The 16,226-nt window shown below is 67.1% G+C and carries 15 protein-coding genes; 8 read left to right on the forward strand and 7 right to left on the reverse strand.

What is annotated here, in order from left to right; all coding sequences use genetic code 11:
- Positions 1 to 372 precede the first annotated feature (372 nt).
- The 6 genes from BUC15_RS21020 to BUC15_RS16680 form a co-directional block, all read right to left on the reverse strand.
- Positions 373 to 1,131, reverse strand: coding sequence for an ABC transporter ATP-binding protein (locus tag BUC15_RS21020; RefSeq protein ID WP_073190525.1), 759 nt, complete (start codon positions 1,129 to 1,131; stop codon positions 373 to 375).
- A complete protein-coding gene (locus BUC15_RS16660) occupies positions 1,128 to 1,925 on the reverse strand; it encodes an ABC transporter ATP-binding protein (protein ID WP_073190528.1) in 798 nt (265 codons plus the stop codon). The genes BUC15_RS21020 and BUC15_RS16660 overlap by 4 nt, the downstream gene beginning before the upstream one ends.
- Positions 1,922 to 2,788 carry an ABC transporter permease gene (locus tag BUC15_RS16665; RefSeq protein WP_073190531.1) on the reverse strand — a complete coding sequence of 289 codons (867 nt, stop codon included), beginning with the start codon at positions 2,786 to 2,788 and terminating at the stop codon, positions 1,922 to 1,924. Before BUC15_RS16665 ends, BUC15_RS16660 begins: the two co-directional genes overlap by 4 nt.
- Complete coding sequence (locus tag BUC15_RS16670; protein ID WP_073190533.1) at positions 2,785 to 3,750, reverse strand: ABC transporter permease; 966 nt, start codon at positions 3,748 to 3,750, stop codon at positions 2,785 to 2,787. Before BUC15_RS16670 ends, BUC15_RS16665 begins: the two co-directional genes overlap by 4 nt.
- A gap of 30 nt (positions 3,751 to 3,780) precedes the next feature.
- On the reverse strand, positions 3,781 to 5,292 hold the full coding sequence (locus BUC15_RS16675; RefSeq protein ID WP_073190536.1) for an ABC transporter substrate-binding protein: 1,512 nt from the start codon (positions 5,290 to 5,292) through the stop codon (positions 3,781 to 3,783).
- 441 nt (positions 5,293 to 5,733) lie between these two features.
- Positions 5,734 to 6,168, reverse strand: coding sequence for an OsmC family protein (locus BUC15_RS16680; RefSeq protein ID WP_073190540.1), 435 nt, complete (start codon positions 6,166 to 6,168; stop codon positions 5,734 to 5,736).
- Between the two features lie 214 nt (positions 6,169 to 6,382).
- Here BUC15_RS16680 and BUC15_RS16685 point away from each other — a divergent pair, with 214 nt between their 5' ends.
- The 8 genes from BUC15_RS16685 (at position 6,383) to BUC15_RS16720 (ending at position 15,156) form a co-directional block, all read left to right on the forward strand.
- Positions 6,383 to 7,459 (forward strand): branched-chain amino acid aminotransferase, encoded by a 1,077-nt coding sequence (locus tag BUC15_RS16685; protein WP_073190542.1) that lies wholly within the window; start codon positions 6,383 to 6,385, stop codon positions 7,457 to 7,459.
- Between the two features lie 109 nt (positions 7,460 to 7,568).
- Entirely contained in the window at positions 7,569 to 8,348 is a 780-nt protein-coding gene (locus tag BUC15_RS16690; RefSeq protein WP_139280333.1) for a hypothetical protein, read from the forward strand.
- Between the two features lie 215 nt (positions 8,349 to 8,563).
- Positions 8,564 to 9,715, forward strand: a complete 1,152-nt coding sequence (locus BUC15_RS16695) for an LLM class flavin-dependent oxidoreductase (protein WP_073190547.1) — start codon at positions 8,564 to 8,566, stop codon at positions 9,713 to 9,715.
- Positions 9,716 to 9,754: 39 nt separating this feature from the next.
- Complete coding sequence (locus tag BUC15_RS16700) at positions 9,755 to 10,348, forward strand: CE1759 family FMN reductase (RefSeq protein ID WP_073190549.1); 594 nt, start codon at positions 9,755 to 9,757, stop codon at positions 10,346 to 10,348.
- Positions 10,349 to 10,368: 20 nt separating this feature from the next.
- On the forward strand, positions 10,369 to 11,283 hold the full coding sequence (gene mshB / locus BUC15_RS16705; protein WP_084189696.1) for an N-acetyl-1-D-myo-inositol-2-amino-2-deoxy-alpha-D-glucopyranoside deacetylase: 915 nt from the start codon (positions 10,369 to 10,371) through the stop codon (positions 11,281 to 11,283).
- A gap of 10 nt (positions 11,284 to 11,293) precedes the next feature.
- Positions 11,294 to 11,773 (forward strand): hypothetical protein, encoded by a 480-nt coding sequence (locus tag BUC15_RS16710; protein ID WP_073190553.1) that lies wholly within the window; start codon positions 11,294 to 11,296, stop codon positions 11,771 to 11,773.
- A 52-nt stretch (positions 11,774 to 11,825) separates the two neighbouring features.
- Positions 11,826 to 14,153 carry a glycogen debranching protein gene (locus BUC15_RS16715; RefSeq protein ID WP_073190555.1) on the forward strand — a complete coding sequence of 776 codons (2,328 nt, stop codon included), beginning with the start codon at positions 11,826 to 11,828 and terminating at the stop codon, positions 14,151 to 14,153.
- Positions 14,143 to 15,156, forward strand: a complete 1,014-nt coding sequence (locus BUC15_RS16720; RefSeq protein ID WP_084189697.1) for a diacylglycerol/lipid kinase family protein — start codon at positions 14,143 to 14,145, stop codon at positions 15,154 to 15,156. The genes BUC15_RS16715 and BUC15_RS16720 overlap by 11 nt, the downstream gene beginning before the upstream one ends.
- Before the next feature lie 704 nt (positions 15,157 to 15,860).
- Here the strand turns inward: BUC15_RS16720 and BUC15_RS20080 are convergent.
- On the reverse strand, positions 15,861 to 16,226 hold a 366-nt coding region (locus BUC15_RS20080; protein ID WP_175558387.1), incomplete at its 5' end, for a hypothetical protein.

Raw genomic sequence — 16,226 nt, forward strand, 5'->3', positions numbered from 1 at the left:
CGAAACCATCGCGACCTTGTCCGGGGAGTCCACTACAAGATGTTGTGGTTGGGTTTCTGCACCGTGTGCCAGGTGGTAACGCCCACGCCTCGTTCGTTCCTCACGAGGCGGCTCAACCGGCGGCGAGGCGGCTCAACCGGCGGTTGGTTGAGCCGCGCCGAAGGAGCGTAGCGACGCCTGCGCGTGTCGAAACCATGATGACCTTGATCGGGGAGTCTCTCAAGAACTTGTGGTCGGGATTCTGCACCGTGTGCCAGGTGGTTTCGTCACGCCTCGTTCGTTCCTCACGAGGCGGCTCAACCGGCGGGTGGTTTCGTCACGCCTCGTTCGTTCCTCACGAGGCGGCTCAACCGGCGGCTCAACCGGCGACCGTCAACCCGGCAACCTCGGGATCGCCGCGATCAACGCCTTCGTGTACGACTCCCGCGGCTCGGCCAACACCCGCAACGTCTCCCCCTCCTCGACGACCCCACCGTCCTTCAGCACCAACACCCGCCCACACAGCGCCGCGACGATGCTCATATCGTGCGACACCATCACGACGCCGATCCCGCGCTCGGCCCGGAGCCTCGCGAGCAACTCGATCACCTCGATCCGGGTGGTCATATCCAGAGCGCTGACCGGCTCGTCCGCGATCAACACCGACGGGTCGGTGACCAGCGCCCGCGCGATCGCGATCCGCTGCCGCTGGCCGCCCGAGAACTCGTGCGGGTACTTCTTCAAGCTGTCTCCGTCGAGCCCGACCTCAGCCAGCACCGCCCGTACCCGCTCCTTGCGCTCGGCACCCGTCGACCCGATCCGCAGCGAGTCGAGCGGTTCTCCGACGATCCGGTCGACCCTCATCCGCGGGTCCAGCGACGCGTACGGATCCTGGAAAACGGGCTGGACGGCGTGTCGCAGCCGCTTGACGACGCCGCGCCCGCGCAGGTCGACACCGTCGAACAACACCCTGCCCTGCTCCGGGGTCGTGAGGCCGAGCAGCAGGTTGAGGGCGGTCGACTTGCCCGAGCCGGATTCCCCGACGATGCCGACGCCCTGGCCGGGCTGGAGCGTCAATGACACGTCGCGGAGCGCCGGTTCGGATGATCCGCGGTATCTGAAGGTCACCGATTCGAGCGCGAGGATGCTCATGGCAGCCTCCCGATTGTCAGCGCCTCATCGAGCGCCCGCGCGCTGCCGACCAACCGCTTCGTGTAGGCCTCGGTCGGGGAGCCGATCAGCGACTCGATCGGACCCGCCTCGACGATCCGGCCGTGCTGCATCACGATCCCGCGGGTCACCGTCTGCGACACGACCGCCAGATCATGCGACACGAACAACAGGCCCATCCCGCGGTCGTCGCACAACTGCCGGATCAGCGCCAGGATGTCGGCCTGCACGGTGACGTCGAGCGCGGTGGTCGGCTCGTCGGCGATCAGCACCTGCGGACGACACGCCAGCGCCAGCGCGATCGCGACCCGCTGCCGCTGGCCGCCGGAGACCTCGAACGGGTACGACCTGATCATCCGCTCCGGTTCGGGCAGCCTCACCTCGTCCAGCGCCCCCAGGACGCCGTCACGCAACGCGGCCCCGGAGAGTCCCTGGTGCCGCGCGAGAGGCTCTTCAAGTTGCCGCCCGATGCGCATCAGCGGATCCAGCGCGGCCGACGGGTCCTGGAACACCTTCGCGACCGACCGCCCCCGGATGCCGCGCAAGGTCTTGGAACCCGCCCCGACGACCTGCGTCCCGTCGACCTCGATCGACCCCAACGCCCGCAACGAGCGCGGCAGCAGGCCCATGATCGCCAGGGTGGTCACGGACTTTCCGGAGCCGGATTCGCCGATGACGCCCAGTCGCTCACCGTCGCCCAGCCCGAATGAGATGGAGTCGACCACCCTCCGGCCCGACGGCAGGGCGATGCTCAGGTCGGACACGTCGATCCTCATCCGCGTTCCCTCCTTGTCGGGTCGAGCAGTTCGCGCAGCCCGTCGGCAAGGAAATTGCCTCCGAGCACGATCGCGACGATCACCACACCGGGCGCGATGGCCGCCCACGGCGCCGTCAGCACCGTCGCCTGCGCCCCCTGCAGCAGGCGGCCGAGCGACGAGTTCGGCGGCGGCACGCCGAGGCCAAGGTAGCTGAGGCTAGCCTCGGCGAGCACCGCGGTGCCGAAGGTCAGAGCTGCGGTCACGACCAGCGTCGGCCACATGTTCGGCAGGAGATGCCTGGTGACGATGCCCCACGCGTTGGTGCCTGACGTGCGCGCCGCCGTGACGAACTGCTGCCTGAGTAGCCGTTTCGCCAGGATTCGGGTCAGCCGGGCGACCACAGCGGAGGCGGCCAGGCCGATCGACAGGACCGCCGTCGACAGGCTCGCGCCGCGGGTCGCGGCGATCAGCATCGCCAGCAGCAGCGTCGGGAACGCGATCACGACGTCGAGCATGGACGACGAGATGTCGTCGACCCAGCCGCGGGCGAACGCCGCCAACGTGCCGAGCGTGACGCCCACAAGCATCGCGATCGTGGCCCCGCCGACCCCGACGGTCAGCGCGATCCGGGTGCCCACCATCACGTAGCTGAATGTGTCGCGGCCGAACGTGTCGGTGCCCAGCCAGTGCTGTGCGCCGGGCGCCTCGAGGCGCGAGCCGCTGGTGTCGTCGAGCGGGAACGGTAGCCAGAAGAGCGAAACGACGGCCAGCAGCACGGTGACGGCGAGTAGCACAGTCCCGACGGTGAGGGTCGCGGGCCAGCGCCGTCGCGCCCCCGGCGTCGCCTCGACCGTTGGCGGATTCTCGACGTGCGCGCTCATGCGTGGGCCCCAGACAGGCTGAACCGGAGGCGGGGGTCGACGAAGCGCTGGACGATGTCGGCGGCGAACCCGATCAGCAGCACCAGGAATGTGGTCACCAGCAGCACGCCCTGGATGCTCGGGTAGTCGTGTTGTTCGATGCCGAGCGTCAACATGCTGCCGAGGCCCGGCAACGTGAAGACGCTCTCGACGACCACGGCACCGAGCAGGGTGGAGGCCAGTTCGACGCCGAGGATCGAGATCACCGGTACGGCGGCGTTGCGCATCCCGTGGCGCCAGAACGCCCGGCCGAAACCCGACCCGAGCGCCTGGGCGTTGCGCAGATAGTCGCTGTCGAGCACGTCGAGCACGGCTGAGCGCACGTAGCGGGTCAGCGACGCCGTCATCACGATGACGATCGTCAAGGTGGGTAGGAACAGGGAGCGGAGGGCGTCGGCGGGGTCGGCCCATTGCCTGCGCGGGAACCCGCCGGACGGGAAGAGCCTCAGCTCCAACGCCAATACCCAGACCAGCAGAATGCCGATCCAGAACACGGGAACCGCGACGCCGACCTGCGCGACCCCCGACACCAGCATCCCCGACTTCCTGTGGGAGGCGACGGCGGCGTAGTAGCCGAGCAGGCCGGCGAGCACGACAGCGATCACGAATGAGATCAGCGTCAACGGCAGCGTCACGACGAGGCGTTGGGCGACGTCGTCGGCGACCGAGGCGCCGGAGATGAAGGAGTTGCCCAGGTCGAGCCGGAGAAGGTCGCCGATCCACGACGTCAGCTGTTGGTGCAGCGGCAGGTCGGAGCCCACCTGTTCTCGCGCGGCCTGGATCTGCTCGGCCGAGGCGTCGATGGAGGTCAGCGCGTTGGCCGGGTCGCCGGGCAGGACGCGCAGCAGAAGGAAGATCAGCAGCATCGCCCCGACGAACGACAACACGAGGAACGCCGAGCGGCGCAGCAGGTAGCTACCCATTGCGCCGCCCTCCCGGATGTTCGATCGGCATCAACTCTTGGTGATGTTGTACACGTAGAACTGCGAGTTCAGGCCGTTGACGGGGAATCCCGAGACGTTGCTGGCCGCGACCACGATCTGCGGGTAGAGGTAGAGCCAGTTGCTGGCAGCCTCGGTCGCGATGATCTGGTTGGCCTCCTTCAGCTTGGCCGTCTGCTCATCCTCGGTCGCCGCAGTCTCAGCCTCGGCGACGAGGCGCTGCACGTCGGCGTTGTCGTAGCCCCAGTAGAAGTCGGGGTTGGCGTACCAGACGACGTCACGGTCGTTGACGTGTTCCTGCAGCGTGGCCTCGAAGTCGCGCTCCTTGAAGACCTTGGAATACCACTCGTCGGCCGTGATGATCTGGATCTCGACGGTGACTCCCACCTTCGCGAGCTCCGACTTGAGGAACTCGGCGACCTGCGGGTGCGGGTCGTAGTTGGGCGTCAACAGGGTGAAGCTGAAGCCGTCGGCGAGCCCGGCCTCGGTGAGCAGTTCCTTCGACAGTTCGGGATCGTAGGCGTTGGTGGCGGTGAGGTCCTCGTACCAGGGGTCGGTCGGCGGCACCATCGAGCCGATGAGGCTGCCGTGGCCGGCCCAGATCGAGTCGAGCAGCTTCTCACGGTCGACGGCCGAGTAGACGGCCCGGCGCACCAGCGCGTCGTCGAACGGGGCGACCCGGTCGTTGAACGCCAGCAGTTCCTTCGTGGTGGAGGTGCCCTCGCTGATGGTGAAGTCGGGGTCGTCCTCGAACGGGGTGAGCGAATCGGGGCTCTGGATGCTGGTGACCAGGTCGATCTCGCCGGTCAGCAGCGCGTTCGATTCGGCCGACGCGTCGGTGAAGTAGTGGAACGTGACGCGGGCGTTCTTGGCCTGCTCGCCCCAGTAGTCGTCGTTGCGCACGATGGAAAGGGTCGAGCCGCGCAGCCAGTCGTCGAACACGTACGGGCCGGTGCCGTCCGCCTCGGTCTTCGGGTCGGCCAGATCGGGATTGACGATCCACACGTAGGCCATCAGGTACGGAAACGAGATGGAGCGCTCGGAGAGCGTGAACACGACCGTCTTGTCATCCGGGGTCGCGACGTCGCTGACGACGGCGTAACTCGACTTCCGCGCAGCCTGGGAGCTCTCGGCGGTCACCCGTTCGAAGCTTGCCTTGACGTCGGCGGAGGTCAGGTCCTTGCCGGAGTGGAACTTGACGCCGTCGCGGAGCGTGAAGGTGTAGGTGAGGCCGTCGTCGCTGACCGTCTGCGCCTCGGCAAGGAGCGGCGAGATGGAGCCGTCGTCGTCGAGCTTCATGAGTGACTCGTAGACGTTGCCATTGAACGCCTCGGTGATGCCCTGGCCGCCTGCGTCGACGTTGCTGAGGTTGCCCGGCTCGTACAGTGAGCCGATCTCGATCTCGGCGGCTGCGTCGGGGGTGCCGCTGCTGTCGCCTGACGGTGAGCTGCTGCAGCCGGTCAGGAAGACCCCGGCGGCGATCAGTGAGGCGACGATTCGGGCTATGCGGCGTTGTGAGGGCATGGGGGGAGTCCTTGCTGTGACGCGGGCGGGCACCGGTTGGGGGCCTGTGGTTGCGACAACCGCGGGAGGGGTCGGATTATTCCCGGGTTGGGGGTGGTTGGGGTTGGGCTGGTCGTGGCGCGTTACCAGCGAATAGCGTCGTTACCTGCGGTGTTTCGCTGGTGTCGAGCGATTGCCCTGGTGTCGGGGACGGACGGCAGGTGCCGGGGACGGACGGCAGGTGTCGGGGACGGACGGCAGGTGCCGGCGACGGATGGTTGGTGTCGGGCCTGGACGCGGCGCGTTACCAGCGAAAAGCGTCGTTACCTGCGGTGTTTCGCTGGTGTCGAGCGTTTTGGTTGGTGTCGGGGAGGGAACGCTGGTGTTGAGCGATTGCTCTGGTGTCGGGGACGGACGCAGGTGTCGGGGACGGACCGTTGGTGTCGAGGCGTGGCCCGAGATTCAGCGTCCGACCGAACGCATCGCGACCGGCGTGCCCAACTCGACCGTGCGAGACACCGTGCACAACCGGTCGTGCGCCGAGGCGATGGCCCGGGCGACGAGCCCTTGCGCCCTGTCGCCGTCGGGCCCGTCAGGGAACCGGAGCAGGAAGTCGACCTCGATGTCGTCGAGGCGGTTCCCGTCGGCGTCCTTGACGCGGTTTGCGTTGACGTCGACGTCGAACGAATCCGGCTCGACCCGTCGGGTGGTGACCATGTCGACGTCGACCGCGGCACAGGCTCCGATCGCGACCATCAGCAACTCGACCGGCGTGAAGTCGTCCGACTCACCCGACCCGACGTTGATCGTGCCTCCACGCGTGTTGGTCGCGATGAAACTCCGCGGGGCCGTGCGTGCGATGCTGACGGTGGTGGGTCGCCTGGTCTCTTCAGTCATCCGGCAACTCTAATCAGTGCCGTCCAGTGAGGGCTGGGCAACGCTGATCGGTGAGGGCCTGGTGGTCTGATCAGTTCTGCCGACCGGTGCCGGGGCGAGGCGACACCACCAAGCGCGGCCGAACCGTATACCCGGCGGCGTCCGCCGCGCTGGCGCCGCGTCACACCGTGATACGGGCGCTGCCGTCGAATCCAGCGCGGCTAGCATCCCCTGCATGGCCCAGTTTTCGATCACCCGGACGACCAACCCCACCTCCGACGCCGTGCGCAACGCCGCGCTGGCCGACCCGGGGTTCGGTCACTACTACGTAGACCATCAGGTGGTCATCGACTACGTCGGGGGTGACGGTTGGCAGGATCCCCGGATCATTCCAATGGGCGAGTGGTCGCTGCACCCCGCGGCCGCGACCCTCCACTACGGCCAGGAGATCTTCGAAGGGCTGAAGGCGTACCGCCGCGACGACGACTCCATCTGGCTGTTCCGCCCCGACCGCAACGCGGCCCGTTTCGTCGGCTCGGCGCAGCGGATGGGGATGGCGCCGCTGCCGGAGGACCTGTTCCTCGACTCGGTCAACGAGCTGGTCACCCTCGAAAAATCCTGGGTTCCCGTCAGCGAGAACGAGCAGAGCCTCTACATCCGCCCGTTCATGATCGCCTCCGAGCCATATCTGGGGGTGCGGGAGGCCAACAACTACCGCTTCGCCGTCATCGCCACCCCGGCCGGGCCGTACTATTCGGAGCCCGTGAAACTCTGGATCACCCCGAACTACACCCGCTCGGCCCCGGGCGGCACCGGCACCGCGAAGTGTGGCGGCAACTACGCGGCGAGCCTGGTCGCCACGCAGGAGGCGGCCGAGAACGGGTGCGGCCAGGTGCTCTGGACCGACGGCGCCGAGCACAAGTGGGTCGAGGAGTGCGGCACGATGAACATCATGTTCGTCACCGCCGACGGCGAACTGGTCACGCCTTCACTTGGCACCATCCTTGCCGGGGTGACTCGCGAATCCATCCTGAGCCTCGCGACCATGCACGACCTGAAGCCGGTGGAGCGGCCGATCTCGATCGACGAGGTGCTCGACGGTGTCGACTCCGGGCAGATCCCCGAGGTCTTCGCCTGCGGTACCGCCGCCGTCGTGACCCCGATCGTCGGGTTCAACTCGCCCGGACGCGGCGTCCAGCAGGTCGGCGACGGCCAGCCGGGCCCGAAGACGCAGGAGATCCGGAAGCACCTCGTCGACATCCAGTATGGCCGGGCCGAAGACCCATTCGGTTGGACGAAGCGGGTCTGCTGAGCAGGCCCCACCCGTGCGGTGAACCTCTGGTCTATCGGCGAGGCGTTGGTGCGTCGACCGTTTGCGGTGCCACGCTGGTGTCTCAAGCAACGCGAGAGGACCGTCGAACATGACGCAACCGAACACCCCTCCCGGTGGTGGCAACCAGCCTTCCCCTGACGGGTCGGGCTGGCAGCCGCAGCAGGGTTGGCAGTCGGCCCAGGGAGCTCAGCAGTGGCAGCCTCCGTCGAGCCAGCAGGGGGCGGGCTTTGGTCAGGGGCCGGCTGGGCCCCAGCAGCCCGGGCCGTGGCAGGGAATGCAGCCGCCATATGGGCAGCCGCCGACTGGTCAGGCAATCGGGCAACCGCCGTACGGACAACAGTTCCAGGCCCCGAAGCCCAGCAAGACCCCGAGGATCCTGATCATCGTCGGCGCGGTGCTGGCCGGCATCGGAGCGGTGTTCGTGGCGTTGTTCGCGTTTCAACTGAGCGCGGTCATCCCGTATGCCGGCGACCTGACCGTCATCGACGGGCCGACCGAGGTCGTCGTCTCTGGGGAGGAGATGAAGGTCATCTATGCCACAGACCCGAACGCGGGTTGCAGCGTCACCAGCCCGGGGATGTCGACCCCGGACCTGGCGCTTGGAATGTCCATGCACTTCTCGCTTGACGGGGTGGACTACGACGCGATCGGGAAAATCGGCGGTCCCGGCGAGGCAGAAGGCGTCTACGTCATCGAATGCGACACGCCGGGCACTGTGGCCGGCCCGGCGATCGACATCGCCGCGATCGGGCTCTCGGTGGTATACGCGCTCGTGGGATTCGGCTCCCTGGCGGTGGGTGGCGTCCTCCTCATCGTCGGCCTGGTCCTGCGCAGTGCCCAGAAGAAGAGGCTGCGGATGGCGCAGTGAGGGCTGGAGTTTGAGCACTATCCAGGGTTCGTTGACGGTATGAACGATCAAATGGGTCTTGTGCAGCGTCGAACCCTGAATAGTGCTCAACGGCAGACCCGCGGCAGACCCGCGGCAGACCCGCGGCACACCCGCGGCACACGCGCGGCACACCCGTGCGGAATAGTTGAATGCTCAACGAGGTTGTATGCTGGTGAGAGCACAAGGAGGCAGGAATGCAGTTCGGGATCTTCACCGTCGGCGACGTGACCACCGACCCGACCACCGGGACGACACCGTCTGAGCACGAGCGGATCAAGGCGACCGTCGAGATCGCGCTCAAGGCCGAAGAGGTCGGGCTCGACGTCGTCGCCGTCGGGCAGCACCACAACCCGCCCTTCGTCGCCTCCGCCCCGACGACCACCATGGCCTACATCGGGGCGCAGACCAAGCGCATCCTCCTGTCGACCGCCACCACCCTGATCACCACGACCGACCCCGTCCGCATCGCCGAGGACTACGCGATGCTCCAGCACCTGCTCGACGGGCGTATGGACCTCATGATGGGACGGGGCAACACCGGCCCGGTCTACCCGTGGTTCGGCAAGGACATCCGCGACGGCATCGCGCTGGCGGTCGAGAACTACGCCCTCCTGCACGACCTGTGGCGCGAGGACTACGTCAACTGGGAGGGCAAGTTCCGCACGCCCCTGCACGGCTTCACCTCGACGCCCCGCCCCCTCGACGGCGTGGCGCCGTTCGTGTGGCACGGCTCGATCCGCTCGCCCGAGATCGCCGAACAGGCCGCCTACTACGGCGACGGCTTCTTCCACAACAACATCTTCTGGCCGACCACCCACACCAAGGCGATGGTCGACCTCTACCGGCGCCGCTACGAGCACTACGGCCACGGCAGGGCCGACCAGGCGATCGTCGGGCTCGGCGGGCAGGTGTTCATGCGGAAGAACTCGCAGGACGCCGTCAGGGAGTTTCGGCCCTACTTCGACCACGCTCCCGTCTACGGTGGGGGTCCCTCGCTCGAGGAGTTCAGCAGGGAGACCCCACTGACGGTTGGCTCACCACAGCAGGTCATCGAGCGCGTGCTCGGCTTCCGTGACTACGCCGGCGACTACCAGCGTCAACTGTTCCTCATGGACCATGCCGGCCTTCCGCTGAAGACCGTGCTCGAACAGCTCGACCTGTTGGGAGGCGAGGTCGTTCCCGTGCTCCGCAAGGAGTTCGCCGCCCTCCGGCCGGCCGGGGTGCCCGACGCCCCGACGCACGCCAGCCTCGTCGCCGCGGCCGAGCCGCCCCTGGACCAGGAGACGCAGGAGGCGCAGGTCGACCGGTGGACCGGAACCCGCGCAGAGGACGACAACCGGCTCTGACCGGCCCCATCCAGCCACCGAAAGTTGAGTAGAGAAACCATGTCTTCCATCGTCGTGATCTCCGGCGGCCTCGGGTCGCCCTCCAGCACCCGCGTGCTGGGAAACGACATCGTCGCCCGGCTGCGTGACGCCCTCGCGCTCAAGGACGACACCCTCGACGAGACGGTCGTCGAACTCCGCGAGCTCGCGCACCCGATCACCGACGCCATGCTCACCGGTTTCCCCACCGGCGACCTGGCACACGTCATCCAGACGATCGCGGCGGCCGATGCGCTGGTCGTGGTCAGCCCGACGTTCTCGGCGTCGATCAGCGGCCTCGTCAAGAGCTTCTTCGACATCCTCGAGCCCGGCACGCTGAACGGCAAGCCGGTCCTGCTCGCGGCCACGGGTGGGTCCGAGCGACACTCGCTGATGATCGACTTCGCGATGCGCCCCCTCCTCAGCTACCTGGGGGCGCTGCCGATGCGCACCGGCGTCTACGCGGCGACCTCCGATTTCGGTGGCGCGGGCGCTGCGGCGCTGGCCGCGCGCGTCGCCCAGGCGGCCGACGAACTGGCCGAAGCCGTGGCGGGCGGCGTCAAGCGACCCGTCGACGACGGGTTCGTCGAGTTCGCGACCCTGCTCGCTCGTTGACGCCTTGTAAGCTGCCTGCCGTGATTCCAGACCGTCGCCTCCTTCTCGTCCACGCCCACCCCGACGACGAGTCCAGCCAGTCAGCGGCCACGATGGCCCGCTACCTCGCAGAAGGGGCCCAGGTGACGTTGGTCACCTGCACCCTCGGGGAGCTGGGCGAAATCCTGGTGCCCGAACTCGCGCACCTGACCCCGCCCGAGTTGGGACAGCATCGCATCGGAGAGATCGAAGAGGCGCTGGGCATCATCGGGCTCACCGACCACCTGTTCCTCGGGGGAGTTGGCAGATACCACGACTCGGGCATGACCAGGGACGAGGCCGGTGAGGCCGCCGTCCCCGACGTCATGCCCGCCAACGCGTTCTGGCGCGCCGACCTCCTGGAGGCGGCCGACCACCTCGTCGCCGTCATCCGCGACCGTAGACCTCAGGTGCTCATCACCTACGACCCGCACGGCAACTACGGCCACCCCGATCACATCCAGGCTCACCGCGTCGCCATGTATGCGGCGCTGCTCGCCGCGTCGCCTTCTCACAGGCCTGACCTGGGCGAACCCTGGCAGGTCGCCCGGGTGCTGTGGAACGGCCACAACGCCGAGATGTGGAAGAAGGGGTTCGAGCTGGCCCGCGAGCAGGGCATCGATCCGTGGCCAGACCGCGACCGGGATTCCGAGTCTTTCGGCCCCGACCCTTCGACGGTGGTCGCGGTCATCGAGACCGGCCCCTGGCTGGACGTGTGTCGCCGGGCTCTGGCGAGCTACCGCAGCCAGGTCGACCCGGACCTGCCATTCTGGCGCTTCTACCAGATCGTGCAGGAGATCCCGGGTGCGGGCGAGGCGTACGTGCTCGGCCACGGCCAGCCGTTCCCCAAGTCGGCCACGCCTGCCAGCGACCTGTTCGAGGGCATCGAGACCGGTGGCGTTTCTGCGCTCGCCTAGACTGATGGCCATGTTGAAACGCCTTGCCGCCGCGGCGCTGACCGCCGTCGCCCTCGTCTCCTTCGCCGGATGCACCGCGGAATCCGACCCCGGGTCCACTCCCGCGTCCCCGACCTCCGAGGGCGTCGCGTCGCCGTCGGTGGGGGAAAGCGAGCAGACCTTCGAGGGCGATGTAGCCAGCGAGACGGTGATGGTCGGGCCGCAGGAGGTCACGGTGCCAAAGGGCATCAAGCTACCCGACAGCAGCCTCGTCAGCGACTCCCAGGAACTCAGCGTGATGCTGATCGACGAGGACCCCGCCGCGGTGATCGAAGCCGTGACGAACAGCGCGAAGGAGTCCGGCTACGAGGTCTACTCGGAGCCAGACGAGTCAACGACCGTGTTCGTCGGCCACGGCAACGCCGTCCGGCTGTCCGCGGTCCCGCAGGCGCAGATGTTGATCTGGGGGCCGGAATCGATGAAGGATGTCCTCAGCCAGCCAGGCATGTGATTCGCGGACGGGCTGGAACGGCTCTTTTCGGAACCCCACTAGAATCCAGCCCATGTCCGCAGTAATTGCACTCGATGAGGCCTCGTGGCCGACCGCGACGTGGCCGCTCGGGGCGCACCCGTCGCAGCATGGGATCACCTTCGCCGTATACGCGCCTGCCGCGACCCGGGTCCAGTTGGAGATCTTCCCGGCGGCCATCGGGGTGTTCGCCACCGACACGTTCGTGTTGGGGAAGGGTGCCGACGGGATCTGGCGAGGCAACCTGCAGGGCCTGCAGCTCAACGCGCTCTACGGTTTCCGGGTCTGGGGCCGCAACTGGCCCTTCGATGAGGAGTGGGAGCCTGGCTCCAGCGCCGGTTTCATCGCCGACCTCGACGAGGACGGCAACCGGTTCAACCCGAACAAGGTGCTGTTCGACCCTTACGCCCGCGAACTGACGCACAACCTCTACACCGACCGGGTGGCCAGGCTCGGCGTCAACGACGGGGTCTTCGGTACCGGCGGCGACGACGTCAACGGGGTGCCCCGCCGCGAACTCGACACGGCAATCTACGTGCCGAAGGGGGTGGTGATCGCCGACTACACCACCGTCACCCCCAAGCCCCACATCCCTGGTGAACGAAGCGCGATCTACGAGGCCTCGGTCGACCAGGCGACGGCACACCCGTCGGTCGTCAGGCTCGGTGACCTGCTCGCCGACGAGCCGGGCTACGAGGCCGTCGAGAACATCCCGGATGAGTATCGCGGCACCTACAAGGGTGTCGGGATGCTGGCGCCGTATTTGAAGGCACTCGGGGTGACCACGATCGAACTGTTGCCCGTCCATGAGACCAACGCGTCCGAATCTGGCCGCAACTCCAAGACCAATGCCTGGGGCTACATGACCCTCGGCTTCTTCGCCCCCAACCGGCTCTACGCGCACGACCGGAGCCCCGGCGGCCCGACCCGCGAGCTCAAGGACATGGTCTCGGCGTTCCACGACGTCGGGCTGGAGGTCTACCTCGACGTCGTCTACAACCACACCGCCGAGGGCGGCAACTGGGGCGGCGACGTCAACACCGTCGGGTTCACGACTCTCGGCGGCTTCGCGACCGCCGCCTACTACCAGATGACCGACTCGAAGATCCTGGTCGACGGCGCCACCGGCACCGGCAACCAGATCAACTATTCCTCCGAGGTTGCCCGGCAGTTGGTGCTGGACTCGTTGAAGTACTGGACCGAAACGATGCAGGTCGACGGGTTCCGGTTCGACCTTGCGACGGTGCTCGGACGACTGCCCGGCAATGCGGACCCCGAGGACTGGGGAAACCAGAAGCGGTTCTTCGGTGACCATCCGCTGCTGCTGGCGATCAGGGACTTCGCGGCGGAGCACGACGTCGAGGTGATCGCTGAAGCGTGGGACCTGTGGGGCTACGAGGTCGGGAACTTCCCGAAGGGCTGGGGCGAGTGGAACGGTCGCTTCCGGGATGCGGTGCGCCGCTTCACGAAGGGCGACGGCAACGCGCAGGTATTCGTCGACATGTTCAACGGTGACTACCACCACTTCCACGACGCCGGCGGTGCGCAGAAGACCATCAACTTCGTCACCGCACACGACGGATTCAACCTGGCAGACCTGGTCAGCTACCAGCAGAAGGACAACGACCAGCCGTTTCCCTTCGGCCCTTCCGACGGTGGCTCGGACGACAACCTGTCTTGGGACTCTGGCGGTTCGCAGTCGCTGCGCAGGCAGCGGGCCCGGAACCTATGGGCGATCCTGTTCCTCTCACGTGGGGTGCCGATGGTGGTGGCGGGCGACGAGTTCGGTCGCACGCAGAACGGCAACAACAATCCCTGGGAGTTGCATTCGTTGGCGATGTGCAACAACTACGCCATGATCCCTACCAACGCGCCGCAATCAGTCGCAGTGGAGGCCGGGGTCGAGGCCACCTATCACGACAATTTCGGCGAGTTCGAAACCCCGGAGACGGTGAACGGCCTGTTCCGGTTCGCCACCTTCATCGCGAACCTGCGGCAGCGCCACTACGCCCTGCAGCAGGGCCACTGGGGCGACCTGATCCCAGACGATCAGGACGTGTCCTTCCTGTTCCGAACGCCGTCGGGCATCGGAGGCGTCGAGGACGGCGACCGCGCCGTCGGGGTCTACATCAATTCGCCAGGTGACAACTTCTTCGTGATGATAAACATGCGCGACGAGGCCGTCGTGTTCACCCCTCCACTCATCACCGAGGGGAACGTGTGGCGGATCTTGGTCAACACCGATCTCGAAGAAGAGTCGCACTGCAACTACTGGCCGGAAGGTGAGGGGGCCGAGCAGTCGATCGGGCAGATCGTCCCGGCCTGGTCGGTGGTCGTTTGGCAGGAACGAAATGAGGCCTGACGTCACACAGGGTCGCCGCGTCGTGCAGGAGGGGGGCAGGGCCATGCCGATCGCCGCGGTGATCTTCAACCCGACCAAGATCGGGCGCGACGCCTTGGCTGAGGTGGTCGACCCTGCGTTGAGCGCGGCAGGCTGGGGTGAGGCGCAGTGGTTTGAGACCGCCGTCGATTCACCGGGCACAGAACAGGCGCGCGCCGCGGTCGCGCAGGGTTGTGACGTGGTGCTCGCGGTCGGTGGCGACGGCACCGTCCGGGGGGCGGCTCAGGGGCTCGAGGGCAGCGGGGTGCCGCTCGGGCTGGTCGCCAGGGGCACCGGGAATCTGCTCGCGCACGAACTGGGATTGAGTATCAACGATCTGGCAGCCGCGGTCGACACGGCACTGAACGGCGGGACCCGCGCGATCGACCTAGGGGTCGTCGATTGGACGAGGGAAGACGAATCGAAGGAGCGCCACGTCTTCGTCGTGATGGCGGGCATGGGGTTGGACGCCCAGATCATGGCGACCACGGACCCGGTGTTGAAGGAGAAGGTCGGCATCCTCGCCTACGTCAAGGCAGGCATCGTCGCACTCTTCAAGGACCGGAGGATGGAACTGAAGTTCCAGGTCGATGGTGGGGCATCGAGGGTCACAAGGGTGCACACCGTTCTGGTGGGCAACGTCGGGACGATCTTCCGCAACGTCACGGTGATGCCCGACTCGAAGATCGACGACGGGGCGCTCGACCTGGTCGCCGTGCGGCCGTTGGGCCCGCTCGGGTGGCTGTCGGTCGGCTGGCGGGTGCTGGTTGACAACCGCTTCTTCCGCAGGCTGAAGCCGCCTGCGGTGCGGGAACGCGATGACAGCGCGCTGGAGTTGCGCTACCGGCAGTGCAGGCACATCGACGTCGTGCTTCGGGAGCCGGAGGAGATCGAACTCGATGGCGACCACTTTGGGAAGGTCCGGGCGGTGAGCATCGGGGTGGCTGCGGGGGCGCTGTTGGTGAAGGTTCCGGCGGTCGGTTGAGCGTCGGGGGTCGCGTTGGTTGAGCCGTCTCGTGAGGGACGAGCGAGGCGTGGGCGTTACCATCTGGCGCTCGGTGCAGGATCTTGGCCACAGGGTCTTGGGAGAGTCTGCGGTCATGTCACGGGTGGTTTCGTCACGGGCGGCTCGCAAGCTCGCGGCCCGGCTCAACCGGCGGTCGGTTGAGCCGTCTCGTGAGGAACGAGCGAGGCGTGGTCGTTACCATCTGGCGCTCGGTGCAGAAACCCGACCACAGGGTCTTGGGTGGATATTGCGCTTGCTGGGAGCCAGCGTTCCGCTCAGCACTGAGCCAGTAGTCCGCTGCCGATTGAGCCGGTCCGATTGAGCCGAGCGAGCCCTGGCGCCGCCGTGCGGCCGACGGGTACCGACACACCCAGCGCATCGCCCGACTACGGTTTGCGGCCCGGCCCACATCCGCCACGATGAGTCCTCCTGCCACGCGCAATCGACCGGTGCTGCCCCATCGAGAATCCCACGAGGCACTTTGACCTTGGTTCTCACGCCCATCCAGGAGAAACCTGAGGAAGTTCGTGGATGGTCGATTCGGGTCGGGTAGACGTCCGAGCGGCTCCCCAAGGCGCTCGTGATGGCTCACGGAGGCTGGATTCCCGCTCAGGTCATTGGTCGAAGATCTCACCCTGTGAGGAGTCCTGAGTCCAGCGCCGCCACGACACCAGCGGGAAGGCTCAACACCAGCGAACCACCGTCGACACCAGCCTTCTGACGTCGACACCAGCGGAAAGGCTCGTCACCAGCGATCCGGCGTCGTTACCTGCGGAAAGGCTCGTCACCAGCGATCCGGCGTCGTTACCTGCGGAAAGGCTCGTCACCAGCGATCCGGCGCCGATACCTGCGGAAAGGCTCGTCACCAGCGATCCGGCGTCGTTACCTGCGGAAAGGCTCGTCACCAGCGATCCGGCGCCGTTACCTGCGGAAAGGCTCGTTACCTGCGGTATACGGCTGGTGTCCAGCGATACTGCTGGTATCGGCCACGAATCGCTGGTGTGCACGACCAACACCAGCGTCGTCTCGAGGCACACGCCGTGACGCGC

The organism is Tessaracoccus bendigoensis DSM 12906, assembly GCF_900141915.1.
Lineage (GTDB): Bacteria > Actinomycetota > Actinomycetes > Propionibacteriales > Propionibacteriaceae > Arachnia > Arachnia bendigoensis.